Origin of the sequence: Actinoplanes sp. TBRC 11911 (assembly GCF_012933445.1) — a bacterium.
Taxonomy (GTDB): domain Bacteria; phylum Actinomycetota; class Actinomycetes; order Mycobacteriales; family Micromonosporaceae; genus Actinoplanes.
This window is the reverse complement of the sequence record NZ_JABBNC010000009.1, coordinates 85112-111656: the sequence shown is the minus strand read 5'-3', so window position 1 is coordinate 111656 and position 26545 is coordinate 85112. Positions and strand designations below refer to the sequence as shown.

The 26545-nt window shown below is 72.5% G+C and carries 17 protein-coding genes and 1 pseudogene; 14 read left to right on the top strand and 4 right to left on the bottom strand.

Annotated features, from left to right (window positions below; translation table 11 throughout):
* The first annotated feature begins 140 nt into the window (after positions 1 to 140).
* Positions 141 to 1688, top strand: coding sequence for an ABC transporter ATP-binding protein (locus HH310_RS15450; protein ID WP_248294043.1), 1548 nt, complete (start codon positions 141 to 143; stop codon positions 1686 to 1688).
* Complete coding sequence (locus HH310_RS15445; protein WP_169176232.1) at positions 1685 to 3433, top strand: ABC transporter ATP-binding protein; 1749 nt, start codon at positions 1685 to 1687, stop codon at positions 3431 to 3433. Before HH310_RS15450 ends, HH310_RS15445 begins: the two co-directional genes overlap by 4 nt.
* Here the strand turns inward: HH310_RS15445 and HH310_RS15440 are convergent.
* Both HH310_RS15440 and HH310_RS15435 read right to left on the bottom strand, forming a co-directional pair.
* On the bottom strand, positions 3428 to 4456 hold the full coding sequence (locus tag HH310_RS15440; protein ID WP_211192164.1) for a Fic family protein: 1029 nt from the start codon (positions 4454 to 4456) through the stop codon (positions 3428 to 3430). The genes HH310_RS15445 and HH310_RS15440 overlap by 6 nt on opposite strands.
* A 76-nt stretch (positions 4457 to 4532) precedes the next feature.
* Positions 4533 to 6203, bottom strand: coding sequence for an alkaline phosphatase D family protein (locus tag HH310_RS15435; protein ID WP_312034088.1), 1671 nt, complete (start codon positions 6201 to 6203; stop codon positions 4533 to 4535).
* A 146-nt stretch (positions 6204 to 6349) separates the two neighbouring features.
* Here HH310_RS15435 and ftsY point away from each other — a divergent pair, with 146 nt between their 5' ends.
* From ftsY to HH310_RS15400, 7 genes and pseudogenes are all read left to right on the top strand, one after another.
* Positions 6350 to 7534, top strand: coding sequence for a signal recognition particle-docking protein FtsY (ftsY, locus tag HH310_RS15430; protein WP_169176230.1), 1185 nt, complete (start codon positions 6350 to 6352; stop codon positions 7532 to 7534).
* A gap of 34 nt (positions 7535 to 7568) precedes the next feature.
* Positions 7569 to 8366, top strand: a complete 798-nt coding sequence (locus tag HH310_RS15425; protein ID WP_169176229.1) for an aminoglycoside phosphotransferase family protein — start codon at positions 7569 to 7571, stop codon at positions 8364 to 8366.
* Positions 8367 to 8549: 183 nt separating this feature from the next.
* A complete protein-coding gene (locus HH310_RS15420; protein ID WP_169176228.1) occupies positions 8550 to 9932 on the top strand; it encodes an ammonium transporter in 1383 nt (460 codons plus the stop codon).
* 32 nt (positions 9933 to 9964) lie between these two features.
* Positions 9965 to 10303: a P-II family nitrogen regulator gene (locus tag HH310_RS15415; protein ID WP_169176338.1), complete on the top strand. Its 339-nt coding sequence runs from the start codon at positions 9965 to 9967 to the stop codon at positions 10301 to 10303.
* Entirely contained in the window at positions 10303 to 12522 is a 2220-nt protein-coding gene (locus HH310_RS15410; RefSeq protein WP_169176227.1) for a [protein-PII] uridylyltransferase, read from the top strand. Before HH310_RS15415 ends, HH310_RS15410 begins: the two co-directional genes overlap by 1 nt.
* A gap of 31 nt (positions 12523 to 12553) precedes the next feature.
* A pseudogene (locus HH310_RS45800) lies at positions 12554 to 13501 on the top strand (glycosyltransferase family 2 protein); the annotation flags it as partial.
* A 1499-nt stretch (positions 13502 to 15000) separates the two neighbouring features.
* Positions 15001 to 15966, top strand: a complete 966-nt coding sequence (locus HH310_RS15400) for a class I SAM-dependent methyltransferase (RefSeq protein ID WP_169176225.1) — start codon at positions 15001 to 15003, stop codon at positions 15964 to 15966.
* Between the two features lie 171 nt (positions 15967 to 16137).
* Here the strand turns inward: HH310_RS15400 and HH310_RS15395 are convergent, their stop codons facing one another.
* Positions 16138 to 18414 carry a glycosyltransferase family 2 protein gene (locus HH310_RS15395; RefSeq protein WP_169176224.1) on the bottom strand — a complete coding sequence of 759 codons (2277 nt, stop codon included), beginning with the start codon at positions 18412 to 18414 and terminating at the stop codon, positions 16138 to 16140.
* Positions 18415 to 18516: 102 nt separating this feature from the next.
* On the opposite strand from HH310_RS15395, the gene HH310_RS15390 reads away from it, so the two are divergent.
* From HH310_RS15390 to HH310_RS15375, 4 genes are read left to right on the top strand one after another with little or no spacing between them, the layout of a single operon-like run.
* Positions 18517 to 20508, top strand: a complete 1992-nt coding sequence (locus HH310_RS15390; RefSeq protein ID WP_312034086.1) for a glycosyltransferase — start codon at positions 18517 to 18519, stop codon at positions 20506 to 20508.
* Positions 20492 to 21112, top strand: coding sequence for a hypothetical protein (locus HH310_RS15385; protein ID WP_169176223.1), 621 nt, complete (start codon positions 20492 to 20494; stop codon positions 21110 to 21112). The genes HH310_RS15390 and HH310_RS15385 overlap by 17 nt, the downstream gene beginning before the upstream one ends.
* A gap of 19 nt (positions 21113 to 21131) precedes the next feature.
* Entirely contained in the window at positions 21132 to 22640 is a 1509-nt protein-coding gene (locus HH310_RS15380; protein ID WP_169176222.1) for a hypothetical protein, read from the top strand.
* Between the two features lie 9 nt (positions 22641 to 22649).
* On the top strand, positions 22650 to 23663 hold the full coding sequence (locus HH310_RS15375; protein WP_169176221.1) for an O-methyltransferase: 1014 nt from the start codon (positions 22650 to 22652) through the stop codon (positions 23661 to 23663).
* On the opposite strand, the gene HH310_RS15370 is transcribed toward HH310_RS15375, so the two are convergent.
* Complete coding sequence (locus tag HH310_RS15370; RefSeq protein WP_169176220.1) at positions 23657 to 24142, bottom strand: CAP domain-containing protein; 486 nt, start codon at positions 24140 to 24142, stop codon at positions 23657 to 23659. The two genes, HH310_RS15375 and HH310_RS15370, sit on opposite strands and share 7 nt — an antisense overlap.
* A gap of 216 nt (positions 24143 to 24358) precedes the next feature.
* On the opposite strand from HH310_RS15370, the gene HH310_RS15365 reads away from it, so the two are divergent.
* On the top strand, positions 24359 to 26545 hold the full coding sequence (locus tag HH310_RS15365; protein WP_169176219.1) for a glycosyltransferase: 2187 nt from the start codon (positions 24359 to 24361) through the stop codon (positions 26543 to 26545).

Below are 26545 nucleotides of genomic sequence, written 5' to 3'. Positions count from 1 at the left end.
TCGATGGCGTCCGATTATTGTCGGACAACGTGGAGACGCGGGGGCCGGGACGATTTCTGTGGTGGTTGGCGCGACAGGTCAAGGGACGCGTCGCCCTCGGTGCCATGTTCGGGTCGCTCTGGTACGTCAGCCTCGCACTGATGCCCTTCCTGATCTCGCAGGCCATCGACCACGGCCTGAAACCGCACCGCCTCGACGTGCTCCTGTTCTGGGCCACGATCCTGTTGCTGGTCGGCGTGGCCAGCGCGGGCCTGGGCATCATGCGGCACCGCAGTATGACGAAGCTGCGGCTGGCCGCCGCGGTGCGCACCGCCGACCTGGTGATCGCGCACGCGACCCGGCTCGGTGCGGCCCTCCCGCGCCGGCTCACCGCGGGCGAGGTGGTCACCGTCGGCATCTCGGACGTGTGGACGGTCGGCCGGACCATGAACGCCGGCGGCGTCGGGATCGCGTCGCTGCTGGCCTGCGGCGTCGTCGCGGTCCTGCTGTACGGCACGTCGCCGTTGCTGGCCTCGGTGGTGCTGCTCGGCGTGCCCCTGCTCGCGCTGCTGGTCGGCCCGCTGCTGGGCCGCACCCAGCGAGCCGTCGCCCACTACCGGGAGCGGCAGGGTGAGCTGAACACCCGGCTGGTCGACGTGCTCGGCGGCCTGCGCGTGCTCAACGGTCTGGGCGGCAAGGAGAGCCACTTCGCCGGCTACGTGCGCGAGTCGGAGCGGTTGCGCGACCAGGGCTATCGCGTCGCGCGGCCGTCCAGCTGGGTCGGCGCGCTGGGCGAGGGCGCCCCGGTGATCTTCCTGGCGGTGGTGATCTGGCTGGCCGCGCGGGAGGCGGCCGCCGGTGACCTGACCGCGGGCCAGCTGATCGCCGTCTACGGATACACGGCCATGCTGGTCATCCCGGTCAACGTGCTGATCTTCTGCGGCATCGACGTGACCCGCGGGGTGGTGGCCGCCCGGCGGGTGACCGACCTGTTGCGCGCCCCGGCGGACGACCCGGCCGGGGTGCCCGGCCCGAGCGGGATGGCGCCGCTGACCGACCCGGTCTCCGGCGTCGTGGCCGAGCCCGGGCTGCTCACCGCGCTGGTCGCCGACCGGCCCGCCGACGCCGCCGCGGTGATCGACCGGCTCGGCCGGTACGAGCCGTCCGCGGCGCTCTGGGGCGGTGCGCGCCTGGACGGCATCGACCGCGACGAGATCCGGTCCCGGATCCTGGTGACCGATCCGGACGCCGGACTGTTCGCCGGGACGCTGCGCGAGGTGGTCGCCGGACGCTTCGACGCCGACGACGCCCGGGTGCGCCGGGCGATCAGCACGGCGGTCGCCGACGACGTGGCCGACGATCTCGGCCGGCCGGTCGACTGGGCCGGACGCAACCTGTCCGGCGGGCAACGGCAGCGCGTGCGACTGGCCCGCGCGGTGTACGCCGACCCGGAGATGCTGCTGGCCGTCGAGCCGACCTCCGCGGTGGACGTGCACACCGAGTCGGCGATCGCGGAACGGCTGACCCGCGAACGCGCCGGCCGCGGAACCGTGCTGGCCACCACCTCGCCGGTGCTGCTGAGCCACGCCGACACCGTGCACTTCCTGGTCGGCGGGCGGGTGGCCGCCTCCGGCACGCATCACGAGCTGCTGGCGACCTCGCCCGGCTACCGGGACGTGGTCAGCCGCGCGTTCGGGGAGGACGAGTGACGGCCACGCTCCCGGTCGCCGGCCAGCGTGCGGTGGGCCGGGCCGCGCTGCGCCTGATCGCCGCCGACCGGCGCACCGTGGCGCTGATGCTCACGCTGAGCTCGCTGGCCGCGATCGCCGGGCTGGGCGCTCCCTGGCTGCTCGGCCGGGTGATCGACACGGTCAGCTCGGGGGGTGGCGTCGGCCAGGTGGACCGCCTCGCCGTCGCTGTGCTGTGCTGTGCCGTCGCGCAGACCCTCATCGGCCGGCAGGCGCTGGCCCTCGGCTACCGGTTCGGGGAGCGGACCGCGGCCCGGATCCGGGAGGGCTACCTCTCGCGTGCGCTGGCGCTGCCCGCGGCCGTGGTGGAACGGGTGCCGGCCGGTGACTTCGCCGCGCGCGGCACGACCGACGTGGACACCGTCGCCGGCACGTTGCGGGACATCCTGCCGGTCATCTTCATCAGCGTCGTGCAGATCGTGTTCATCGTGGCCGCCGTGCTGCTCGTCAACCCGATACTGGGGCTGGTCGGGCTGCTCGGCCTGTCCGGGATCTGGTTCGTCACCCGGTGGTATCTCAAGCGCGCCCGCGACGCGTACCTGAAGGAGGGCGCGTCCAACTCGCGGCTGGCCGAGGAGCTCTCCGCCACCACCGAGGGCGCACGGACGATCGAGGCGTTCGGACTGCACCGGCGGCGGCTCGCGGCCGGTCAGGCGGCTCTCGACGAGTTCCAGCGCACCCGGCTGGCGACCCTGCGACTGCGTAGCGTGTATTTCCCGAGCGTGGAGACCTCGTACGCGGTACCGACGGTCTTTGTTTTGGTTTTGGGTGGTCTGTTGTATTTCGGCGGGCACGCCTCGCTCGGCACCGTCGCCGCGGCCGTGCTCTACATGCGGCAGTTGGTCGGACCGCTGGACACCATCCTGATCTGGATCGAGCAGTTGCAGAGCAGCAGCGCGGCATTCGCGCGGGTCGAGGGACTGTCCGCGCTGCCCGAGCCGCCGCCGTTCGCCACCGAGAGCCCGCGCGACGACCGCATCGAGATCACCGGGGTGCGCTACGCCTACGACGGCGGCCGGGACGTGCTGCACGGCGTCGACCTGACCGTCCGTCCCGGCGAGCGGCTGGCGATCGTGGGGCTGTCCGGGGCCGGGAAGTCCACGTTGGGCCGGTTGATCGCCGGCGTGGACCGGCCCACCGGCGGCTCGGTGACCGTCGGCGGGGTGACGATCGCCGACCTGCCACTGGATCAGCTTCGACAGCAGGTCATCCTGGTCACCCAGGAGCACCACGTGTTCCGCGAGACGCTGCGCGGCAACCTGATGGTCCCGGCACCCGACGACGAGCTGCGCCGGGCACTGGCCACCGTGGGCGCCTCGGGCTGGGCCGACGACCTGGACCGCGACCTGGGCGAACACCCGCTGGACGGCGCGCAGGCGCAGCAGCTGGCGCTGGCCCGCGTGGTGCTCGCCGACCCGCACACGCTGATCCTGGACGAGGCGACCGCCCTGCTCGACCCGACCGCGGCCCGGACCGCCGAGCGCGCGCTGGCGGCGGTGCTGCACGAGCGCACGGTGATCGCGATAGCGCACCGCCTGCAGACGGCACACGACGCGGACCGGGTCGCGGTGATGGACGACGGCCGCATCATCGAGGTCGGCACCCACGACGAGCTGGTCGCGGCCGACGGCCCGTACGCGGCGCTATGGCGCTCCTGGCACGGCGACGAGGCCGAGGCCTCGCGAAGCGGAGGTGCTAGCTCATAGGCGTTTGTGCCGCGCTTTCCGGTATTCGTCGACCCATTTCTTACTGCTGCGCCAAGCGCCATCGTCACCCTTCACTGCACGCAGCCGCCCACGATTGGCTGCGGTACGCAGCGCATTCTCGGTCATGTCGTGTCGCGCGAGGGCGGGAAGTGGGAGCAGCTTGACCGGTCCCGCCACGGCGGGCATGACGAAGCGGTAGAGATTGGCCGTTACGCTCCGTGCTATGAGCTCGCCCAGCGGCCCAGGATCTCCGGCGTCGGCCTTGCGGAGCGCGTTCAGGTACTTGTCGCGTTCCCTCTTGTAGATGATCGCGGGTGGGTAACCCAATCTGCCGAGCAGTAGGTTCAGCAGAAGCCGACCGGTCCGGCCGTTGCCGTCGATGAACGGGTGGACGCGCTCGAACCGATTGTGTACGAGCGCGACTCGCTCCGCCCAAGGAATGGCGCCGTCAGCGGCAAGGTCATTGGCTTCCTTGACCCAATCGTGCATCCCCATGTCGACCTCGGTCCACGACGGCGGACGCATTCCTTCGGGGAACGGAGCGATGTCGTGCTGCCGGAAGCTCCCGGGGCCCTCGCCGTCGCCGGCATGCTCATGTGGCGCGACGGTCCAAACCGGAGTCATCGCCAGGTGATGGATGTGGCGCACTTCCTGCATGGAGACAAGCTCGCTGTCTGCCCATTGGCCTGGGTGCAGCGCCTGGCCATAGACCCAGCGTGCAGCGTCACCGTAGCCGCGAACCTCCATGTAGTCACGCAGCGGCTTCGCCCCGACGGCCCGTCCCTCCTCAAGAAGCCTTTCGACCTCCTGCAGGACTAGCGTGTTCCCCTCGAGCGCCGTGCTGTTGTGGGCCTCCTGATGCCAGATGTCGGACCAGATGCCCTCGGCCTCCATGGGCGATGGCAAGCCGCCGAGTCGGGTGCGCAGTTCGACAACGGCTTCGTCCAGCCGCTGATACACCAAGGCCCGGCTGGGCCTGCCACGTCCCACGGTGATCTCCCGACGAAGTCGTTCGGCGGACAAGAATTAATTGAACCGAACAACTTTACCGCAAGTCGTTCGGCACGGGCAAAAAAATTGAACCGAACGAGTTCATGCCTTAGCGGGGGTATCTGACGCTGGCTACCTCGAACAACGTGCCGTCCTTCTCGGTGCCCTCGATGGTTACCGTGGCGGCCGGGCCGGTCAGGTCCAGGGTGCTCACCGCGTTGCCGAAGTACGGGCCCGCCAGGCGCTTCCACCGCCACGCCGGCTTACGCACGCCGGCCGAGCGGGCCACGCCCCGCACGCCTCGCGCCGCCGCCCGCGACCAGCTGAAACGCATCAGCGGGCGCATGAACGCCGGCACCTGGTTGTGCACCGGCGAACAGGTCAGCTGCATCACCGGAGTGGCCATCGTGCTGCCGAAGTCGGCCTCGGCCACGTACGAGTGGTGCACGTCCCCGGAGAGCACGCTGATCGAGGCCGGCGCCGCGTACGCCCCGCCGGCGCCCACGCGATGACCCGGCGCGCCGGTGCCGCCCTCGCCCAGCCGGCGGAACAACTCGCCGAGCGCGTCGAAGGACCGGGTGAACGCGGCCCAATGCTCCAGGTCGAACGCCCGCCGGATCTTCTCGGCCCGGGCGGCGACGCGCGGCGACGACGAGTCCGCGGTGCGCTCGTTCCATGCCTCCAGGTGGTGGATGGCAGGCGGCATCAGCCACGGCAGCGACGAACCGATCACCAGGTGGTCGTAGTCGCCGTGGGCCTGGTCGACGAACCAGTTCCACTCGCTCGCCGGGAGCATCTCGCGCCGGCCCGGCGTCAGCACCCGGCTGCACCGGTTGTCCAGCACGACCACCCGGGTGCGGCCCAGATCGAGCGCGAAACTCCACTGGAACTGCTGCTCGGCGTGGTCGATCGACCAGCCGAAGTCGTGCAGCAGGTCGGTGGCGTCGTCGGTGGCGGTCACCTTCTGGAACAGGTGGTCGGTGGCCAGCTCGTCCGGGCTCATGTTGCCCAGATGCTGATAGACCCAGTACGACGCGAGGCCGCCGGTGATCCGGTCGTCCCACCACGGCTGCTTCGCCATGTCCGCGCGCCAGGACGCCGACGTGTTCCAGTCGTCGATCATCTCGTGGTCGTCGAAGATCATCGCGCTCGGCACGGTGGAGAACAGCCAGCGCACCTCCGGGTCGCGCCACGACTCGAGGTAGAGCTTCGTGTACTCCTCGAAGGTCACCACCTCGTCGTCCGGCCCCTGGTGCCCGGCCGCGCGGCGCCGCTTCAGGAACCGTCGCACCTTTTGTGACGTGTTGTCCGCGTACACCTGGTCGCCCAGCAGGACGATCAGGTCGGGACGCAGCCCCGGGTTCGCCGGATCCGAGATCAACCTCCTCGCGTACGCGTCCAGAGCGTCCGGTGGCAGCTTGCGTGCCGTGGAGCTGGGCGTTCCCTCCCGGCACGATCCGAAGATGAGCCGCACCGGCGCGTCCCGGTCGTCCACCGGCCGGGTGACGATCACCGAAGGCGGGTACTCCGAGTCGCGCGGCGGCCAGACCGGACGGTCGTCCAGCAACACCCGGTAGGGGCTCGACGACCCGCGCGTGAGCCCCTCGACCACCACCAGGGCGTAGTGATGCCCGTACGCCGTGAAGGTGGGCGCCGACCCGGACCCGCCGCCGTCCGCCTCGACCCGGACGAACGCCGGTTCGGTGGTCTCCACCCAGATGGTGGCGCGGTCGCCGGCAACCCGGCGTAACAGCGGGCCGATGAGCAGTTGAGCGGTCACCGGGCCGCCATCGCAGGTGAACACATGGGGATGAGCCTTCCCATTTCGCCGGGCTTGAGGGGTCTTCATCCTCCGACACATGTGCCTTAAGTCGCCAGAGCGTGGCCCACGCCACGCACCGCAGACTCATCTGTCAGGATTTTGGAATGGAATACGTGGTCGCCGCCGTGATCCTGTTCGTCGTCCTGGTGGCCGGTGCCGTCGGGCTCGTGGTGCCGCGCATGCGCCGCCGGGAGCTGCCGCCCTCGCCGTCCGCGGGCGGTACGACGACGCTCGAACGGCCGCCCGCCGAGCCGGAGACCGAGGCCCCGCCGGTCGAGATACCGGCTGTCGACGAGCTCCCGCCGCTGGTCACGACACCGCCGCCGGCCGAGCCCGCGGCGCCGGAGATCGAGAAGCCGGAACCGACGGCCGGCCGGCTGGTCCGGCTGCGCGCCCGCCTCTCCCGCTCGCAGAGCGTCTTCGGCCGCGGCCTGCTCAGCGTGCTCTCCCGGGACCACCTTGAGGAGGACGACTGGGAGGAGATCGAGGACAGCCTGATCACCGCGGACGTCGGCGTGGACGCCACCCGGGTGCTGGTCGAGCGGCTGCGCGAGCGGGTCCGGGTGCTCGGCACCCGTACCGTCTCCGAGGTGCGCGCGCAGCTCGCCGAGGAACTGGTCGCGGCGCTCGAACCGGACATGGACCGCACGCTGCGCACCACCCCGCACGACGGGCGCCCGGCGGTGATGCTGGTGGTCGGCGTGAACGGCGCCGGCAAGACCACCACCTGCGGAAAGATCGGCCGGGTGCTGGTCGCGGACGGCCGTACGGTGATGTTCGGGGCGGCCGACACGTTCCGCGCCGCCGCCGCCGACCAGCTGCAGACCTGGGGTGAGCGGGTCGGCGCCGAGACCGTGCGCGGTCCCGAGGGCGGTGACCCGGCGAGCGTGGCGTTCGACGCGGTGAAGCACGGCACCGAGACCGGCGTGGACACGGTGCTGATCGACACGGCCGGCCGCCTGCAGAACAAGGTCGGCCTGATGGACGAGCTGGGCAAGGTCAAGCGGGTGGTGGAGAAGCAGGGCCCGGTCGACGAGACGCTGCTGATCCTGGACGCCACGACCGGGCAGAACGGCCTGGAGCAGGCTCGCGTGTTCACCGATGTGGTGGATGTGACCGGCGTGGTGCTGACCAAGCTGGACGGCACCGCGAAGGGCGGGATCGTCATCGCCGTGCAGCGTCAGCTGGGGATTCCGGTCAAGCTGGTCGGTCTCGGCGAGGGCCCGGACGATCTCGCCCCGTTCGAGCCGGCCGCGTTCGTCGAGGCGCTGCTTGGCTCGGAAAGCTAGTCTCAGTGGGTCGGACGGGACCTGAGGAGGCTGGGTGACGCAGGAGCCGGTGCGGGAGATTCCGCTGCACGGCGGCAACGTCAGCACGGTCTCGCGGATCGGCGACACCGTCCGGCGTAACGCCGGGCCGTGGACGCCGGCCGTCCACGCGTTGCTCAACCACCTGGAACGGGTGGGCTTCACCGGCTCGCCGTCCGCCCTGGGCATGGACGAGAAGGGCCGCGAGGTCCTCTCCTACCTCGACGGCGAGTGCGGTGAGTACCCGCTCGCACCCCACTGGGTCACCGAGGAAGCGCTGGTCACGGTCGCGACGATGCTGCGCATGTTCCACGACGCGCAGTACGGTTTCGTCCCGCCGCCGAACGCGGTGTGGCGCTCGTTCGGGCCGCCCCCGCCGGACACCGAGGTGATCTGCCACCACGACGCGGCACCGCACAACGTGGTCTGGCGGCCGGACGGCACGCTCGCGCTGATCGACTTCGACCTGGCCTCGCCGGGCGCGCGCATCTACGACGTGGCGTACGCGGCGTGGACGTGGGTGCCGCTGTTCAGCGACCGCGATTCGTACACGTTGGGGTGGAAGCGTCCCAATCGGCCCCGGCGGCTGCGGCTCTTCGCCGACGCGTACGGGCTGATCCCGCGGGACCGGCACCGCCTGGTCCGCACCATCCGGAAAAGGATCGTGGACCACGTCGAGGGCATCCGGCGGATGGCGGCGGCCGGCGACCCGGCATTCGTGCGCATCGTGCACAAGGGGCATCTGCGTCGTCCCATGCGCGATCTGCGCCTTCTCGACTACGAGCGGCACACTCTCGAATACGCTTTGAGGTAGAGCGCCCGTTTTTTCCGGGTTGCGAAGGTCTCGACGTCACACGTCGGAAACACTCTGTCACGCGCCGGAAATCGCGCATGGACCGTGCTCGAAACAGCGGACGGTCAGGCTTCCGCACGAACCCGGCCAACCGCGAGGGGTGGGCCGTGTGTGGGGACACCTCAACTTCCGAGAGGAGGCAGCGTGGAGATCAATACCGGCAACACCGCCTGGTTGCTCCTGTCGTCTGCGCTCGTTTTGCTCATGACCCCGGGGCTGGCGCTGTTCTACGGTGGCCTCAACCGGTCCAAGGGCGTCCTGAACATGATGATGATGAGCTTCTCGGCCATCGGACTCATCTCCGTTCTGTGGGCGCTGTACGGATTCACGCTGGCCTTTGGCACGAACGGCAATGGTGGCGCGAACAATTTCCTCGGCAGCTTCTCGCAATACTTCGGCTCCGGCACCAGTTGGGCCAACGAGATCTGGGGCCAGACCGGAATTCCCACGTACGTCTTCATGGCGTTCCAGATGATGTTCGCCATCATCACGGTGGCGCTGATCAGCGGCGCGCTCTCCGACCGTCTCAAGTTCGGCGGCTGGATCCTGTTCGCGCTCGGCTGGTTCACCATCGTGTACGTCCCGGTGGCGCACTGGGTCTGGGGCGGCGGCTGGATCGGCGCGAAGCTGCACGCGCTCGACTTCGCCGGTGGCACCGCGGTGCACATCAACGCCGGTGCCGCGGCCCTCGCGGCCTGTCTGGTGCTCGGTAAGCGGGTGGGCTGGCCGCGGGAGAACATGCGGCCGCACAACGTCCCGTTCGTGGCGCTCGGCGCCGGGCTGCTGTGGTTCGGCTGGTTCGGCTTCAACGCCGGTTCCGAGCTGACCGTCGACAGCACCGCCGCGATCGCCTTCGTGAACACCCAGCTGGCCACCGCCGCGGCGCTGATGGGCTGGTGCATCGTCGAGTGGCTGCGCGACGGCAAGCCGACCATGGTCGGCGCCTCCTCGGGCGCCGTGGCCGGTCTGGTCGCGATCACGCCGGCCTGTGGTTTCGTGGCCCCGCTGCCGGCCGCGCTGATCGGCATCATCGCCGGCGCGGTGTGTGCCCTGGCGGTCGGGCTCAAGTACCGGCTGGGCTTCGACGACTCGCTCGACGTCGTCGGCGTGCACTTCGTCGGCGGCTGGATCGGCTCGCTGTCCATCGGCTTCTTCGCCACCACCCAGGTCAACGGCGCGATCACCGGGGTGCTCGGCGCGAACAACGGGCTCTTCTACGGCGGTGGCCTGACCCAGCTCGGCCGGCAGTTCGTGGGTAGTGCCGCGGTCACGGTCTTCTCGTTCGCCGTGGCGGCCGGACTGGCGTACGGGCTGAAGGCCTTGAAGGCTCTGCGGGTCGACAGTGACGCCGAGGTCGGCGGCATCGACATCGCCGAGCACGGTGAGACCGGCTACGACCTCACCCCGGCGACCGGCGGTTCCGGCAACGGCGGCGGCGCGTTCGCGATGGCCGGCATCGCCCCGAAGAAGCCGGCGGCGGCCGAGGACCAGGACGCGGAAGGCACGTCCGAGAAAGTCGCCGGTTAGATACCCCTATGACGGCTACGGAGGGACTGAGCATGAAGCTGGTGACCGCGGTCATCAAGCCGTACCAGCTCGACGGCGTGAAAGAGGCCCTGCACGCGCTCGGCGTGACCGGCCTGACCGTGAGCGAGGTGCAGGGCTACGGCCGGCAGAAGGGCCACACCGAGGTGTACCGGGGTGCCGAGTACACGGTCGAGTTCCTACCGAAGATCAAGGTCGAGGTGGTGACCGACGAGATCGACGTCGACAAGATCGTTGACGCCGTGGTCACCTCGGCCCGGACCGGCAAGATCGGTGACGGCAAGGTCTGGGTGACGCCGGTCGACGACGTCGTCCGGGTCCGTACCGGCGAGCGCGGGCTCGACGCGCTCTGATGCACGCCACGTCGATCGAGCCGCCAGGGGGACCTGGCGGCTCGATTGGTGCCGCCGCCCGCGCCGAGCGTGCGGACAAATTGGACAAATGGCTGGCCGGCCTCTTCCCCGGCCATGTCGGCGGGGTGAGCCTGGTGGCCGTGGGTGGCCTGGGCCGGCGCGACTGTGCCCCGTACAGCGACGTCGACCTCGTGCTGCTGCACAACGGTGTCCCGGGGATCGACCAGATCGCCGAGGCGCTGTGGTATCCGATCTGGGACGCCAAGGTGGGCCTCGACCACTCGGTGCGCACGCTGCCGGAGGCGTTGTCGGTCGCGCACGACGACGTCAAGGTCGCCCTGGGCCTGCTCGACGCCCGGCACATCGCCGGCGATCCGGTCCTGTCCGGCGACCTCATCGAGGCCACCGCCGACCAGTGGCGGCGCACCGCCGTACGCATGATGCCGCAGCTCAAGGAAGTCACCGTGGCACGCTGGCAGAGCCACGGCGAACTCGCCTTCCTGCTCGAGGGCGACCTCAAGGAGGCGGCCGGCGGGCTGCGCGACGTGACCATCCTGCGCGGCATCGGCCGCACCGGGATCGCGGACACGATGCGTCCGGCGGTGCGCGCCGCCACCCTGCGCCTGCTCGACACCCGCGACGCGCTGCACCTGGCCGTCGGCCGCCGCGTCGACCGCCTGGTCGCCCAGGAACGCGCCGCGGTCGCCGCCCTGCTCGGCCTCGACGACGGCGACGCCCTGCTGCGCCGGGTGGCCGGCGACGCGCGGACCGTCGCGCACGCCGTGGACGACGCCTGGCGCGCGGTGGACCGGCTGCGCGGTGGGCGCCGCGGCTCGGCGGTCCGCCGCCCGGTCGCCCGTGACGTGGTCGAACAGGACGGTGAGCTGGTCCTGGCCCGCACCGCGATCGGCCCGGTCCCCGATCCAGTGCTGTCGCTGCGGGTGGCCGCCGCGGCCGCCACCTTCCGGACGCCGATCGCCCGGGCCACCGCCGAGTGGCTCGCGGCGTTCAGCCCGCCGCTGCCCGCGCCGTGGCCGCCGGCCGCGCGTGCCGCCCTCGTCTCGCTCCTCGGCGCCGGTCCCGGGCTGCTGCCCGCCTGGGAGACCTGCGACCGGTACGGCCTCATCGACGCGTGGCTGCCGGAATGGGCCCGGATGCGCAGCCTGCCGCAGCACCACCCGGTCCACCGGTTCACCCTGGACCGCCACCTCGTGCAGGCAGCCTTCGAGGCGACCGCCTACCTGCGCGAGGTGGCCCGGCCGGACCTGCTGCTGATCGGCGCGTTCCTGCACGACGTGGGCAAGGGGCTGCCCGGCGACCACAGCGTCGTGGGCGCCCCGATCGCCGCCGAGATCGCCACCCGGATCGGCCTGCCACCGGCCGACGTGGCCGTCGTCGAGAAGATGGTCCGGCTGCACCTGCTGCTGCCCGACGTGGCGACCCGGCGCGACCTGGACGACCCGCTGACCATCTCGACGGTGGCCTCCGCCGTGGGCGACACCACCACGCTCGGCCTGCTGCACGCGCTGGCCCGGGCCGACTCGCACGCCACCGGCCCGGCCGCCTGGTCGGACTGGAAGGGCCGGCTGCTGGCCGGGCTGGTGCGCCGGGTGCACACCGCGCTGGACACCGGCGAGCTGCCCGAGCCGCCGGCGCCCGACCCGGCGCTGCTCGGCGGCGATCTGCCCGCCGTGCACCTGGACGGGGACCGGGTCGCGGTGGCGGCGGCCGGACGGACCGGTCTGCTCGGCGCGGTCGCCGCGTGCCTGGCCATGCACCGGCTGGAGGTGGTCGGGGCGAATGTGTCGAGCGTGGACGGCCGCACGATCGTGGAGTTCTACACCCAGCCGCGGTACGGGATGGCCTACGACCCGATCGCGCTCGCCTCGGACCTGCGCCGGGTCGCCGCCGGGGACGTGTCGGTCACCCAGCGGGTGCGGGCCCGGGCGATGAGCCAGCGCGGCGGCACCGCCTCGCCGGTGGTGGTGTGGCAGCGCGACGTGGCCACCGACGCGGCCGTGCTCGAACTACGCGCGGCCGACTCGGCGGGCCTGCTCTACCGCGTGGCGACCGCGCTCGACGAGGCGGGCGCCGAGGTCCGCGCGGCCCGCATCTCCACCCTGGGCGGCGACGTGGTGGACGCCTTCTACCTGGTCGGCTCGTGGGCCGACGAGGCGGAACGCGACCGAGTGACGGACGTCGTACTCGCCGCGGTGTAACCCCGGGGCGGCGCCGCGCGTTGGTCGGGGCATGCAGCCCCTCTCACCCGGCCTGCTTGATGATCATGTGCGAGCGCTGGGCGCGCGGGTGCGGCTGGCGCTCACCGCCACCGCCTCCCGCAACCGTTCCCCGGACGCCCGGCGGATGCTGGCCCGGGCCGCCCTCGGCGACCACGCCACCCTGGACGAGCTGCTCGCGGCCGCGCGGGCCGGCGATCGCAGCTGGTTGCGCCGGCTGCGCCGCAAGGTCGACCCGGCGATGGTGGCCGCGGTGGCGCAGGCGATCGCGCTGCAGGAGCTCCGGAGCGAGGAGCGGGCCGACGCGCTGGCGCTGTACGAGCTGATCCGTCGCGCGTTCGGCGGCCGCGCGCTGACGCCGGCGAATCGCACGCTGCACGTCCAGCTGGCGCTGGCGGCCGAGGGGCCGGACCGCGCGCGGCGGCTGTTGCGGCGCTATCGGCGGGTGCGGCAGGCGGACAGCCTCGCCGCGGACGTGCTGAACCCGTTCGGGGCAACGAGGCCGATTGAGCCGTGGCAACGGGCCTTCGCGGCGCTGCTGCCGGTGCCGGGCCCGACGGTCGCGGACGGCGAGGGTGTGCCGTTCGACCGGTTGCACACCGAGCCGGTGGACCGGGTGGAGTCGCCGCACCGGATCTCGGTCGTGGTCACCGCGTACCGGCCGGACCGCGGCCTTCTCACCGCGGTGCGTTCGATCCTGGCGCAGAGCTGGGCGAACATCGAAGTGGTCATCGTGGACGACGCGTCGCCGCCCGCGTTCGACCCGGTGCTCGCGTCGGCGGTCGCGCTGGGCGAGCGGATCCGGCTGGTCAAGCTGCCGGTCAACGCGGGCACGTACGCGGCCCGCAACGCCGGGCTGGACGCCGCGCAGGGCGAGTTCGCGGCCTTCCAGGACTCCGACGACTGGTCGCACCCGCGCCGGCTGGAATGGCAGGTGCGGCCGCTGCTCGACGACCGCAAGCTGGTCGCCACCACCTCGGACGGGCTCGCCGTCACCGACGATCTGGCGCTCAGCCGGCCCGGCGTGCGCAGCGGGCGGTTCAACCCGTCGTCGCTGGTGTTCCGCCGCGCCCGGGTGCTGCGCGAGGCCGGCTATTTCGACCGGTTGCGCAAGGCCGCCGACTCCGAGTACATCGGCCGGATCCAGGCGGTGTTCGGCGTGCGGCGGGTGCGTCATCTGGAGACCGCGCCGCTGGCGCTGATCCGGCTGTCGGCGGGCTCGCTGTCCCGCTCCGAGATCCGGGCGCACTGGATGCATCCGGCGCGCACCGCGTACATCTCGGCCTATCAGCGCTGGCATCGGCGGATCGCGGCCGGGTCGGCGCGTGCCTACCGGCCGGCCGACGGGACCGATCGTCCCTTCCCGGCCCCGGATCATCTTCTCGGTGTGGTGCGCGACAAGGCGTACGACGTGGTGATGGTTGCGGATTGGCGGTTTCTGGAGACCGCGCAGCGCACCGCGATCGATGAGATCCGGGCGCTGACCGCGGCGGGCCTGCGGGTCGCGGTGGCGCATCTCGAGTCGTACCGGGCGGTGTTCCTGCGCCGGCAGCCGATGTGCGCGCCGATCCAGGATCTGGTCAACGACGCGGTGGTGGACCGGATCGATCTGGCCGAGACCGTCGACGCCGCGCTGGTCGTGGTGCGGCAGGCGGCGGTGCTGCAGTTCACCGGCGGTGTCGCGAGCGGGATCCGGGCGCGGCGCGTGGCGGTGGTCGCCGATCGGGTGCCGCAGCGCTCGGACGGCACGGATCGGCGCTACGAACCCGGGGCGTGCTCGGCGGCCGCGCGGCGACTGTTCGGCGAGGATCCCGAGTGGCTGATCCAGGACGACGGGGTGCGGTCCCGCCTGCGTACGGGAAATGCCCTGCTCCCGACCGCACTCGCGGCGCCACCATGGACCGCCGATCGCCGCGCGGCGGTGCCCGGCCCCGCGGTCGTCGGCACCGACCTGTGCGACGCGGCCAACTGGCCGGGCGATGCGGCGGAGAGCCTCGCGGTGTTCCGGCGGCTGGGCGACGCGGACGTGCGGGTGCGGCTGCCGGATCGTCCGCGCGACGAGTTCGCGGTGCCGCTCGCGCCCACCTGGCTCGGATTCGAGGTGGCCGATGTGGACGCCCGGCCGTTCCTCCACCAGCTCGACTTCTACCTGCACTTCCCACCCCGGGAAAGCGCCGAGTGGTACGCCCGTCCGGCGCTCGAGGCGGCCGCGATGGGATGCGTGGTGGTGATGCCCGAGCGGTACGCGGCGTTCTACGGCGACGCGGCCGTCTACTGCGGACGGTCCGAGGCCGGGCCGCTGATCGCCCGGTACCGCGCGGACCCGGCGCTGTTCGCCGAGCAGAGCCGCCGGGCCCGCCAGGTGGTCGCCTCGGCGTACGACCCGGCGCGTTTCGTCGATCGGATCAAGGAGTTGCTTCCCGTAACGGCCGCCGCCACGCCCGCGTTACCGAAGATGTGATGGTCAAGCTTTTCCGGCGGCTTTCCACCCGGCAGCTCGGCGGCCTGCTGGTGGTGGCGGCCGTCTGTGCCGCGGTGGCGGTCGCGTCGGTCGCCGGGCAGGCCGCGGTGGCCACCTGCCTGCTCGCGCTGCTGCTGGCCGGGGTACTGGCCGGCGTGGTCCACCTGTCCCGGCGCATCCGGGGCGTGCACCGGTCCACCCAGGCCTCGGTGCGTGAGCTGCGCGGCGTGGTCGAGCAACTGCAGCGCCGGGTGATCGCCTCGGTGGAGAAGGAACGGCTCGCGGCCGGCGACCGGCACCAGGAGCTGACCGAGTCGCTGGGCCGTACCGAACGGCTCACCGGGCGCGGCGCCGAGTTGCTGCTGCGCGAGCAGAGCCGGGAGATCGAAGCGCTGGTCCAGCTCTTCCAGCTGATCACCCCGCGGGCACCGATGCCGCCGGCGGGCACGCTGAACCCGACCGACCTGCTGGGCCTGGTGCACTTCGCCCGCAACGCCGGGCCCGGCCTCGCGGTGGCCCTGGGCAGCGGCCCGTCCACGGTCTGGCTCGGCTACGCCCTGCCGGGCCGCCTCGTCGCGGTCGACCACGACCTGGACCGCGTCACCGCCACCCGGCAGCTGCTGCACGAGCACGGCCTGTCCGACGTCGCGGTCCGGCACGCCCCGAAGGCGCCGCTGCCTCTGGAGGGCGCGAGCGTCGACTGGTACGAGACGGACGCGCTGGACGACCTGCGCGACATCGCCCTGCTCGTGGTCGACGGCACGCTGGCCCTGCCCGGCGCGGACGCCCTGACCCCGGCCCTGCACGTCCTGGCCGCCCGCCTCGCCCCTGGTGCCACGGTGGTGGTCGACGAGGCCCCGGCCCGGGTCGCCCCGCGCCAGGGCGGTGGCATGACCGCTCAGCGACCCTTGACGGGCCGCTGGACCGCGCTGTCGCAGCCGGGTGCACCGATTCCCACCCGATAAACACAGAGCGCCCTCGCCGCGGGGGACGGCGAGGGCGCTGACGCCGCGGGAACGCAGGGGAGTCGTTCCCGCGGCAAGACCGGTCGGGGGCCGGTCCAGTCTCTGTGTCGTACGCCTTGATAAATCGGTCGCCGCCCCGCGCGGTTGACGAGTCGCTCGGGTGCGGGCCGGTCACCCTTGGGTTGCCAGTTGGATGACGCGTTCCGCGTACAGCTCGTGCCCGTGGTTTCGGCGCACGAACTCCGGCCCCCGGGCGCTCTGCGACCGCAGCAACTGCTTGTCCCGATGCAGCAACCGGACCGCATCGGGGACCTCGGACGGCTCGCAGTACACGGCCGCCGCACCGAACACCGCGGCGAACCGATGCGGCAGCACCACCACGCAGCCCGCCGCCAGCGCGGTCAGCACCTCCGGCGCCGGGTCCGCGGGCACTCCCGGCGGCGGCAGGTGCAGGTAGAAGTCGATCTGATAGAGGAACGAGCGCAGGCTCACCTCGGCCGGCCCGTACACCAGCCAGCTCCGCGGCGTGCCGAGCCGGCCGAACGCGCCGTCCGCGGTGCCGTCCGCGTCGAGCAGCCGCACGTCCACCTTCGCCGAGTCGGGCAGCTCGTCGCGCAGCCGCCGCCACTCGGCCCGGCCGCCGCGGCAGGTGCGGCCGACCACCGGCCGGTCGGCGCGCGGGCCCCGGCGGTCCAGCCGCCACTGGCCGGCGTCGACCGTGCCGGGCAGGTCCAGAGCGGTCAGACCGTCACCGCCGAGCGCCTCGCCGAGCAGCCGGCGCCCGTCCGGCCCGGCCGGTGCCCAGCGCGGCCGGCGGCCGAAGAGGCGGCGGGCCGCGGCGGCCGCCGAGCGGGACAGCGCGCCGGACTCGATGATGACCCGCTGGGCGCGGACGCCGCTGACCAGATCCGGCGCGTGCTGCAGGACCCGGGCCGAGCGGCACACCACCAGCCGGGCCCGTACGTCGTCGGTGAGCTCGACCTGGGTCAGATCGGCCGAGTTGATCATGTCTTGCACGACCGGGTCCAGGTTCCCCGGGCCCTCGCGCAGGTTGGCCAGCGCGTCGAGCTGCAGCAGCGCCGCCCGCTGCCCGCGCGCGGTGAGCGCCCGCAACTGGCCGACGCCCGCGACGCCGGCACCCCCGGCGGTCGTCCAGTCCCCGGCGAGGACCACGTCGTACGCCTTGGCCCCGCTCTCGCCCCGCAGCCGGCGCGGGACCGCGAACGCCCGCGCTGTCGTCGCCGCCGCGGTCCCGGCCCGGACCTTGGCGTGCCAGGACTGGAAGGCGGACAGGTACGAGCGGCGGGCCGGGTGCATCCAGCCGGGCCGGTAGTCGCTGCTGGACAGTGACTCGGCGGAGAGCCGGATCAGCGCCAGCGGCGGCCCGGTGAGGTGCTTGGTGGCGGGCCGGCCGAAGACCGCGCGGGCCCGTTCCACATACTCGGCGTCGGCGCCCTTGCGGACCGGGTCGAGGTAGCCGACGCGGGTCAGCGCCTCGGTCCGGCGGACCATCACCGACGACAGGTTGTACGACCGGGTCTGCTCGACGCCGGGCCGGGTGAGCACGAGCTCCGGGGTGACCCGCATGCCGACCGACGTGGTGGAGAAGGTCGCCTCGTCGGCGAGCAGCGGCGCGACCTGCCGTTCCAAGCGCATCGGATGCGACCAGTCGTCCGAGTCCTGAAATGTCACGAAGTCGCCGGTCGCGGCGTCCAGACCGGCGTTACGGGCGACATAGGTGCCGCCGTTCGCGACCATCCGGATGATCCGGACCCGCGGGTCGAGCGCCGCGGCCTGCTTCAGGATCGGCTCGTACGAGGCCGGGGAGCCGTCGTCGACCACCAGGATCTCGTGGTTCGTCCAGGTCTGCGCGACCAGCGACCGGACCGCGGTGAGCAGCGAGCGGTCCGGCCGGAACGCGGTGACGATCGTGGTGATCCGGCGCGGGTGACCGGTGCGCTGGACCGGGCCGGTGGTGAGGCGGTCCAGCGGCGCGCCCTCGCCGTCCGCGACGACCACGAACGGGCCGGGCATCAGGGTGGCGATGTCCCAGCCCCGGCCGTCGCCGCCGGCGTACGGGTTGGCGAGGTCGAGCCGGAGCGCGGTCGCGATCGGCTCGGCGACCCCACCGTATTCGGCCAGCAGCGCCGAGGTCAGCCGGCGGTCGCCCGAGGCGTACGCCAATTGGCAGTGCAGTCCCTGATGGACCGGCCGGATCGTGCCCGCGCGGCGCAGCCGGGCCAGCAGCATCAGCGCGTCGGCCCGGTCGTCCGGGGTCAGATCCTGGAGCGCGATCACCCGCGCCAGCTCGCCGATGATCCACGGATCGCCCGGCGCCCCGGTGATCAGCTCGGCGGCTGGCGCGCCCGCCGCACGGGCCAGCGGCCCCCGCGCGGCGACCGAGCGAGCCTGCAGCGCCGCGACCGCGAGCGGATGGGAATCGCGCATCTCAAAGCCTCCTAGTTGTCTCCTCCGAGGGATTCAACGAGCCAGCGACGTAGGGGGTGAATTGTCCGTATCGCCCCGTCTGTTCCCGTCGTTGACCAACCCGTGTACGACGTGGCCATCCTGTCCGACCTGAGATATCCGGGCGGCAACTCGGCGAGCATCGTCGCCGAGGTGCGCTCCCAGGCCGCCGCCGGGTTGTCCACCGTGCTCATCCACGTGCCGTCGCCGCACCTGCGGCACGCCCGGCCGTTCCAGTCCCGGATCGTCGCGTGCCTGCGCGACGGGCTCGCCGACCTGGCGCACGACGACGGCACCGAGATCGAGGCGCGGGTGCTGCTGATCCGCCAGCCGCGCATCTTCACCGAGGACCTCGCGACGGTCCCGAAGATCCGCGCCGGGCACACCATCGTGGTGCTCAACCAGCCGCCCGGCGACGAGAGCGACGACCAGCGCTACTACGTGTTCGGCGAGGTGCGCGAACGGGTCGAGCGCTACTTCGGGACGGCCGCGGTGTGGGCGCCGATCAGCAGCCAGGTCCGCGAGAACGTGCTCCGGGTGGCGCCGCACACCACGCTGCCGGACACCGACTGGCACGAGATCATCGACGTGGCGGACTGGGCCGTCGAGCGGCCCCGGCGCCGGATCCCGGTGATCGGACGGCACGGGCGCCCGGACCCGGTGAAGTGGCCGCGTGATCCCGGCGAGCTGCTGCAGGCCTATCCGGACACCGGCGAGGTCAAGGTGCGCATTCTCGGCGGCGGCGAGATCGGGGTACGCCGGTTGGGCCGTTGCCCGCAGACGTGGGACGTCGTCGAGTTCGGCGCCGAGGCACCGCAGGACTTCCTCGCCTCGCTGGACTTCTTCGTCTACTACCACGATCCGGACTGGCTCGAGGCGTTCGGCCGGACCATCCTCGAGGCGATGGCCAGCGGGGTGCCGGTCATCGTGGGGCCGCATTTCCGGGCCGTTTTCGGGGACGCGGCGCTCTACAGCGAGCCGTCCGGCGTGCGCGATCTGGTGCTGCGCCTGCACGCCGACCGGCCGGCCTACGACGCGGCGGTGCGCCGGGCCCGGGCGTACGTCTCGGAGCAGTTCGGCAGTGCCTCGCACGTCGCCCGGCTCGCCTCGCTCGGCGTCCTGCCCCCGGCCGCGCGCGAGACCCCGCGCAGCCGGCAGGCCGAGGAGATGTCACGCCGCGCCCGCCGCGTCCTGTTCGTCGGCGACGACGTCGAGCGCTTCCGGGCGATCGCCGCGCACCTGCCGGGCGATCTGGAGGCCGTGGTCGTCGCCGGTTCGGCCGGGCTGGCCCGGGCACACGCGGCCGGCCTGCTCACCGAGTATCTGCCGGACGCCGCCGAGCTGGGCGTGCCCGCGCACCGATGGGCGAGCTTCGTCCGCGACCGGCTGCGCCACCTGAGCGCCCTGTACCGTCCGCGCGCCGTCCTGGTCGGCGGCGTGCCGCACGACGGCATCATCGCGGCGATCGGCGAGAACACCGGCCCGCGCTGGCTCTGGCTGCGCCCGGCGATGTGGCGCCGCGGCACCGGCGGCGAATGGGCCACCCGCGGGTCCGCCTTCGCGGGCATCCTCGAACCGGGCGAGTTCGCGGCGGCCGGCGACGAGGGCTGGACCGCGGCGGCCCGCGCCGGCGTGACCACGGTCGCGCCGATCACGTTCGCCCGGCGGCGGCCGGGATCGCCGCGCCGCAAGACGTTGCTGTGCCGGGGCCTGCACGCGACGCTGCCCGGGTTCTCGGTCGTGTCTGAGGGGGCGGCCACGCTGGCCGTGTCGCGGGCCGACTACACGAGCTTTCACGAGCTGATCGCGCAGCGGGTGCCGACGGTCTTCGTGCCCGATCCGGAGTCGTCCGACGACGAGCTGGCCCGGGCCCGCTTCGCGGCGGCGGCCGGGGTGGCGGTCTGCGCGACCGATGACGACGAGGCGGCCGCCGCGCTGGACCGGCTCGCCGACCCGGCGGTCCGCGAGGCGATGCGCCGCCGCTGCGAGGAGCTGGCGTTCGGCAACGGCGCCGAGGACGCGGCCGGCTGGCTGGCCGCGCACTGCCGGGAGGTGGATCATGCCGGACACCGATGACCTGTCGCTGGCGCGATGGGAGGTGGCCACGCTGACCGGCCGGTTGCGCTGCGTCGAGGACGAACGCGACGAGGCGGTCCGCGACCGCGACCGGAACCGGGAACTGGTGCTGGCCCTGCGCCGCAGCCGGTCCTACCGGCTCGGTCGCGCGCTGGTCGACCTGGCCCGCGACCCGATGCGGCACGGCCCGACGATGGCCGGTCGCGCGGCCCGTCGCCTGCGCCGGCGCCCGGAGTCGGCCACCGCCCGGGGACGGTCGCTGCCGGGGATCCCGGCCCGCGTGTACGTCGCCGTCGGGCTGTCCGGGCCGGCCTCCTACGCGTTGGTACGCGCGCTGCGGCAGCGGATCCTGGTGGACGCCGACCACGTACCGGTGGTGGTGACCGACCAGCCGACGCTGCGCGGCCTGCGCGTTCCGGGCGTGGTGCTGGAGTACCTGCCGGACCCCCGGACGTGGGAACGCCACGAACCGGAATCCGGCTGGGAGAACCTGCTCGCCGGCCGGATAGCCCAGCTCTGCCGCGACCACCGGGCCACCCGCGCGGTCGTCGTCGACCCCCGCAACCCACCCACCCTGGCGAGGCTGCTCGAAACCGCGGCGTAGCTCCCTCGTTGAGCGCTACATGTCGGTCGGCGTTCTCTGGCGGCGCGCGCTGCTGCGTGCCGTGCTCGCCCCGCTGGTGGTGCTGGCGCCGCTGATCGCGCTCGCCCCGGCCCGCGACCACCGGTTCAACATCTATTGGCACGGCGGCCTGTTCCGCGACGATCCGCTGCGTATCGTGCCGCACACCGTCGGCTCGCTGCCCGGCTATCTGCGGCTCGGCAACTTCCGGCTGTTCGGCCGGATGGTGGAGAAGGCGCTCGATCTGGCCGCGTACACGGCCGGCGATGTGGGGCTGCCCGCCAACGTGGCGTTCCGGCTGGTCTCGTTCGTGTCGGCGATTCTGCTCTGCGTCAGCGCGATGCTGCTCGCGGAGAGCGTCGTGACGCGCGGGCCGCTGTTCAAGCAGCCACCGTCCACTGTGGCGGCCGTGGTGCCGTTCGCCGTCGCGATGGGCTTCGTCGCGGCCGGCGGCGCCAGCCCGGCCGTGCTGTTCGGCGGCCTCTACTTCTGCTCCGCCGCACTGGTGCTGGCGGTGGCCGCGGTCCTGTGCCGGATCCACCGGGTGCGTCCGTGGGGGATTCCGCTGCTGCTGGCCGGCGGTGCCGCGCTGGCTGCGTTCAACGAGATCGCCTATCTGGCGCTGCCGCTCGCCACCGTGGCCGTGCTCGCCCGCGCGCTGCTCGTGCGCCGGGAACGCCCGCCGATCTGGCCGCTGGCCTTGCTCTGGGCGGGATTCCTGCCCGTCTTCCTGGCGGTCCGCATCGTCATCCAGCGTTACTGCGCCACCCGGCCCTGCTACAAAGGCTCGGACATCCACCTCGGACCGGACACCCTGGAAGCCTTCCCGGTACGCCTCATCGCCTGGCTTCCTCCGCTGATGTGGCGTGGCGCGATCACCGGCGGCAGCACCCGTCCGTGGGTCGCCGGTGCCGTGCTCGCCGGGGCCTTGCTCGTCCTCGCTCTGCTGGCCCTGCTCGCGATCCGCGACCTGCCCCGGCTGTCCGCGGTCGGCCGCCGTTCCGCCCTCGCCCTGGCCGTCACCGGCGGCGCGCTGGTCGCGCTCGGCGCCACGCTCGGGTCGCTCAACGTGGACGTCCAGCGCATGGTGGCCAGCGGCAACTGGGGGCAGGGCTGGCGCGATTCGGCGGTGACCAGCACGGCGGGTGCCCTGGTGGTCGCGGCCGCGGTCCCGATGCTGCGCGGCCGCAAGTGGTTGCCCGCTTTGCTGATTGTGCTGCTGGCCGGCGCCGGAACGGTCTCGGCAACGGCCAACAAGCGGTACCGGGACACCGCCATGGCCAAGCCCGCCGCGGTGCTGGCCAACCGGATCGCCCAGGAGATGGCCGACTTCGACCGCTCACCCGCCGGGGCGGCCCGGCGCTGCGCGCTGCGCGCCGAGTTCGCCGCCCTCTACCCCGGCGAGCGATATCCGCTCGCGCGCTTCGACATGTCGCTCGACACCGCCGCCCGGCAGCGCGCCGGAGTGCCGTTCTGCCCGGGCGTAACCGCCGCCGAGCGCGGCCGTTAGCGAGGTGTGATGCCCACGCTGAAGAGAAATCTGACCCGCCGCCAGGCGATCCTGCTGAGCGCGGTGGCCGCCCTCGGTGCCGTCATCGCCGCCTCGGCGCTGACCGGTCACTTCGGCGTCGCGCTGACCGCGCTCACCGCGCTGGTCGCGCTCGCACTCGGCGCCGTGCTGCTGCTCGCCCGGCGGCTGTCCGCGCTGCAGCGCGCGCAGCAGCGCGCCCAGGGCGACCTGCGGACGGTGCTCGACCAGACGCAGCGCCGGTTGCTCGGCGCGGTCGAGGAGATGCTGCTCAACGCCGGCGACCGGCACCGCGAGCTGACCGACGCGCTGGCCGCGCAGCAGAAGGCGGCGGCGCACGGCACCGATCTGTTGCTGCGCGCGCAGACCCGCGAGGTGGAGGCGCTGCTGCAGCTCTTCCAGCGCTTCACGCCGGGGGCGCCGATGCCGTCGTCGGGCGGGTTCGCGCTGAACCCGACCGACCTGCTGGGCCTGCTGCATCTGGTGCGCACCCGGCGGCCACGGCTCGTGCTGGAGCTCGGCAGCGGCACGTCCACGGTCTGGATGGCGTACGTGCTGAAGGAGATCGGCGGTCGTCTGGTCTCGCTGGACCACGACGCCGGCTATGCCGAGAAGACGCGCGCGCAACTGGCGGCGCACGGGTTGACCGAGGTGGCCGAGGTGCGTGAGGCGCCGCTGGAACCGGTGTTGCTGGAGGGCCGCAGTTTCCCCTGGTACGCCTCCGCCGCGTTCCACGACCTGCGCGAGGTGGACCTGCTGGTGATCGACGGGCCGCCGGAGAAGACCGGCAAGGACGCCCGCTACCCGGCCATGCGGGTGCTCGAGGATCGGCTTTCCGACGCGGCCACGGTCATCTTCGACGACGCGCACCGGCACGACGAGAAAGAGGCGTTGCGCAAGTGGCTGGAGACGATCGAGGGCCTCACCCCGGAAGGTGAGGCCCTCGGCCGGCACGCGGTGCTGTCCTACCGCCGGATCGTGCGGCAGCTGACCAAGACTCAGTAACCGAAGTCCTGGGTGAAGTACGTGGTGCCGTTGGCGGCGTAGACCGCGCCGACGCCGACGGTGTTGTTGGCGCAGTTCAGGATGTTGGCACGGTGACCCGGGCTGGCCATCCACGCCTTCACGACGTCCAGGCCGGTGCGGTAGCCGTACGCGATGTTCTCGGCGGCCGGGCGCGGGTAGTTGGCGTTGCGGATGCGGGTGCCGAACGACGAGCCGCCGGAACCGGTGTGGCTGAACGCGCCGCCGCGGGCCATGTACGAGCTGTGGCCGCGGGCCGCGGTGGCCAGGCGGGCGTCCACCTTCAGGGCCTTGCAGCCGTGCAGCTCGCGCTGCTTGTTGGTCAGGTAGTTGATGTCGCCCGCCAGCTTGGTGACGCTGACCGCGGCGGCCTGGGCGGGAGATGCGATCGCGATCATCGCGAGCAGGGTGGCGGGGATCATCGCGATCAGAGCCAGACGCTTGGTGATCGAAGAGCGCATCAACACTGCCTTTCGGTTGGTAACCCGACGCCTACCGCCGCGTTCAGGGTTCCATTCGGCGCCGCGAGACTTCGACTGACGGCTATGCGGTTGCCTTGCGGGGGCCCTCCAGGTGCAGCCCGGTTGACCGGTGCCGGACGGTTGCCGTCACGGTGCCGACCGGGTGCTCGTTGACCTCTACGGACCAGGCCGCCCCGACCGAGGGAGATCAACTTCGTGCCCGCCAAAGTCCACGACGTGGCGATCCTGTCCGACTTCCGATACCCGGGAGGGACCTCGGCGAGCATCGCCGCCGAGGTGTACGCGCAGGCCGAGGCGGCGCTGTCCACGGTTCTCGTGCACGTGCCGTCCCCGCATCAGCCGAACACGCTGCCGTTCAGCCCCCGGATCAGCGACCTGGTCCGCGACGGGGTGGCCGAGCTGGCCCGCGAGGACCAGGCGGTGTCGGCCCGGCTGCTGCTGGTCCGGCAGCCACGGATCTTCACCGAGGACCTGCCCGCCCCGCCGCTGGTCACCGCCGAGCGCACGGTCATGGTGATCAACCAGCCGCCTGGCGACGCGGAGAACCCGTTCCGGTACTACGACTTCACCGCCGTCCGGGACCGGGTGCACCGCTACTTCGGCCCGGACGTCGAGTGGGCGCCGATCAGCTCGCAGGTGCGCGACCAGGTGCTGAAGGTGGCCCCGGACGCGCGCCTGGCACCGGCCGACTGGCACGAGATCATCGACGTGGCGCACTGGTGGCGCGACCGGGACGCCTTCGTCGACGACGTCCCGGTGATCGGCCGGCACGGACGGGCGGACCCGGTGAAGTGGCCGCGTGATCCCGGCGAGCTCCTGCAGGCGTACCCGGAGACCGATGATCTGCGCGTGCGGTTCCTCGGCGGCGGCGAGATCGCGGTGAAGCGCCTCGGCCGCCAGCCGGAGAACTGGGACGTGGTCCGGTTCGGCGCCGAACGGCCGGACGAGTTCCTGCGCAGCATCGACTTCTTCGTCTACTTCCACGACCCGGAGTGGCTGGAGGCGTTCGGCCGCACCATTCTCGAGGCGATGGCCAGCGGCGTGCCGGTCATCATCGGCGAGCATTTCCGGCCGATCTTCGAGAACGCCGCGTTGTACAGCACCCCGGCCGGCGCTTCCGCGCTGGTCCACGAGCTCTATGCGAACCCGGCCCGGTACCGCGCGATCGCGGTCCGGGCCCGCGAGTTCGCCGAGCGCCGCTACGGCCACCAGTCGCATCTGAGCCGGCTGGCCGAGTTCGGCATCCGGCCGCGGATCAGCGTGCCCGCGCCACGGCCCGCACCGGCGGCGCCGGCCGCCGCGCACCGGGTGCTGATGGTCAGCGACAACGGCGCCGGCATGGGCCACCTGTCCCGGCTGATGGCGATCGCGCGGCGGCTCCCCGCCGACTGGTCCGCGGTGATCGCCACCCAGTCGTACGGCGCGTCGATCGCGCACCGCGAGGGCTTCCTCACCGAGTACATCCCGTCCCGCAAGGTGCTCGACGTCGCCAAGCCACGCTGGAACCGCTTGGTGCGCGAGCGTCTCGCCCACCTGATCGCGCTGCACCAGCCGGAGATCGTGGCGGTGGACAGCGTCCCGCACGAGGGCATCGCCGACGCCGTCCGCGACCATCCCGAACTCACCTGGGTGTGGGTGCGGCGGGCCATGTGGCAACGCGGCGTCGGCGCCGAGTTCCTGGCCGACGGCAAGGTCTTCGACCGGGTGCTGGAGCCGGGCGAGTTCGCGGACACCGCAGACGAGGGCCTCACCGTGCCGGAGCGCGGCGCCGCGCACCGGGTCGAGCCGATCACCTTCCTGAGCGCGGACGAGCTGCTGGACGCCGCGGCCGCCAAGGCGGAACTGGACCTCAACGAGCGACCGGCCGCGCTGTTGCAACTGGGCGCCGGGAACATCAACGACATCGCCTCGCCGGTCGCCCGGATCGCCCGGCACCTGAGCCGGCACGGCTTCCAGGTGGTGCTCGCCGAGTCGATGATCGCCACCGCGCCGATGCCCCGGGTGGCCGGCGCGAAGGTCGTCAAGATCTATCCGGTGAGCCGGTATCTGCGCGCCTTCGACCTGGTGGTGAGCGCGTCCGGGTACAACTCGTACCACGAGCAGATCGGCTTCGGGATTCCCACGGTGTTCGTGCCGAACACCGCGACCCGCCTGGACGACCAGGTGGGGCGGGCCCGGTTCGCGGCGGCCAGCGGGGTCGCGCTCTCGGTGGAGGACCCGTCGTCCGCGGAGCTGGAACAGGTGCTCGACGCGGCGGTGCGGCCGGAGGTGCGGGCCGCGATGCGCCGGCGCTGTGCCGAGTTGACGTTCGCCAACGGCGCGGTGGCGGCCGCGTCATGGCTGGCCGGGCTGCGGGCCCGGCACGTACGGCTGGGAGGCTGA

What these genes read in the sequence shown, in the direction of transcription:
- HH310_RS15450 (WP_248294043.1), top strand. Translation starts at nt 141, where the DNA reads ATGCCCTTCCTGATCTCGCAGGCCATCGACCACGGCCTGAAACCGCAC.
- ftsY (WP_169176230.1), top strand. Translation starts at nt 6,350, where the DNA reads ATGGAATACGTGGTCGCCGCCGTGATCCTGTTCGTCGTCCTGGTGGCC.
- HH310_RS15415 (WP_169176338.1), top strand. Translation starts at nt 9,965, where the DNA reads ATGAAGCTGGTGACCGCGGTCATCAAGCCGTACCAGCTCGACGGCGTG.
- HH310_RS15410 (WP_169176227.1), top strand. Translation starts at nt 10,303, where the DNA reads ATGCACGCCACGTCGATCGAGCCGCCAGGGGGACCTGGCGGCTCGATT.
- HH310_RS15400 (WP_169176225.1), top strand. Translation starts at nt 15,001, where the DNA reads ATGGTCAAGCTTTTCCGGCGGCTTTCCACCCGGCAGCTCGGCGGCCTG.
- HH310_RS15395 (WP_169176224.1), bottom strand. Translation starts at nt 18,414, where the DNA reads ATGCGCGATTCCCATCCGCTCGCGGTCGCGGCGCTGCAGGCTCGCTCG.
- HH310_RS15385 (WP_169176223.1), top strand. Translation starts at nt 20,492, where the DNA reads ATGCCGGACACCGATGACCTGTCGCTGGCGCGATGGGAGGTGGCCACG.
- HH310_RS15380 (WP_169176222.1), top strand. Translation starts at nt 21,132, where the DNA reads ATGTCGGTCGGCGTTCTCTGGCGGCGCGCGCTGCTGCGTGCCGTGCTC.
- HH310_RS15375 (WP_169176221.1), top strand. Translation starts at nt 22,650, where the DNA reads ATGCCCACGCTGAAGAGAAATCTGACCCGCCGCCAGGCGATCCTGCTG.
- HH310_RS15370 (WP_169176220.1), bottom strand. Translation starts at nt 24,142, where the DNA reads ATGCGCTCTTCGATCACCAAGCGTCTGGCTCTGATCGCGATGATCCCC.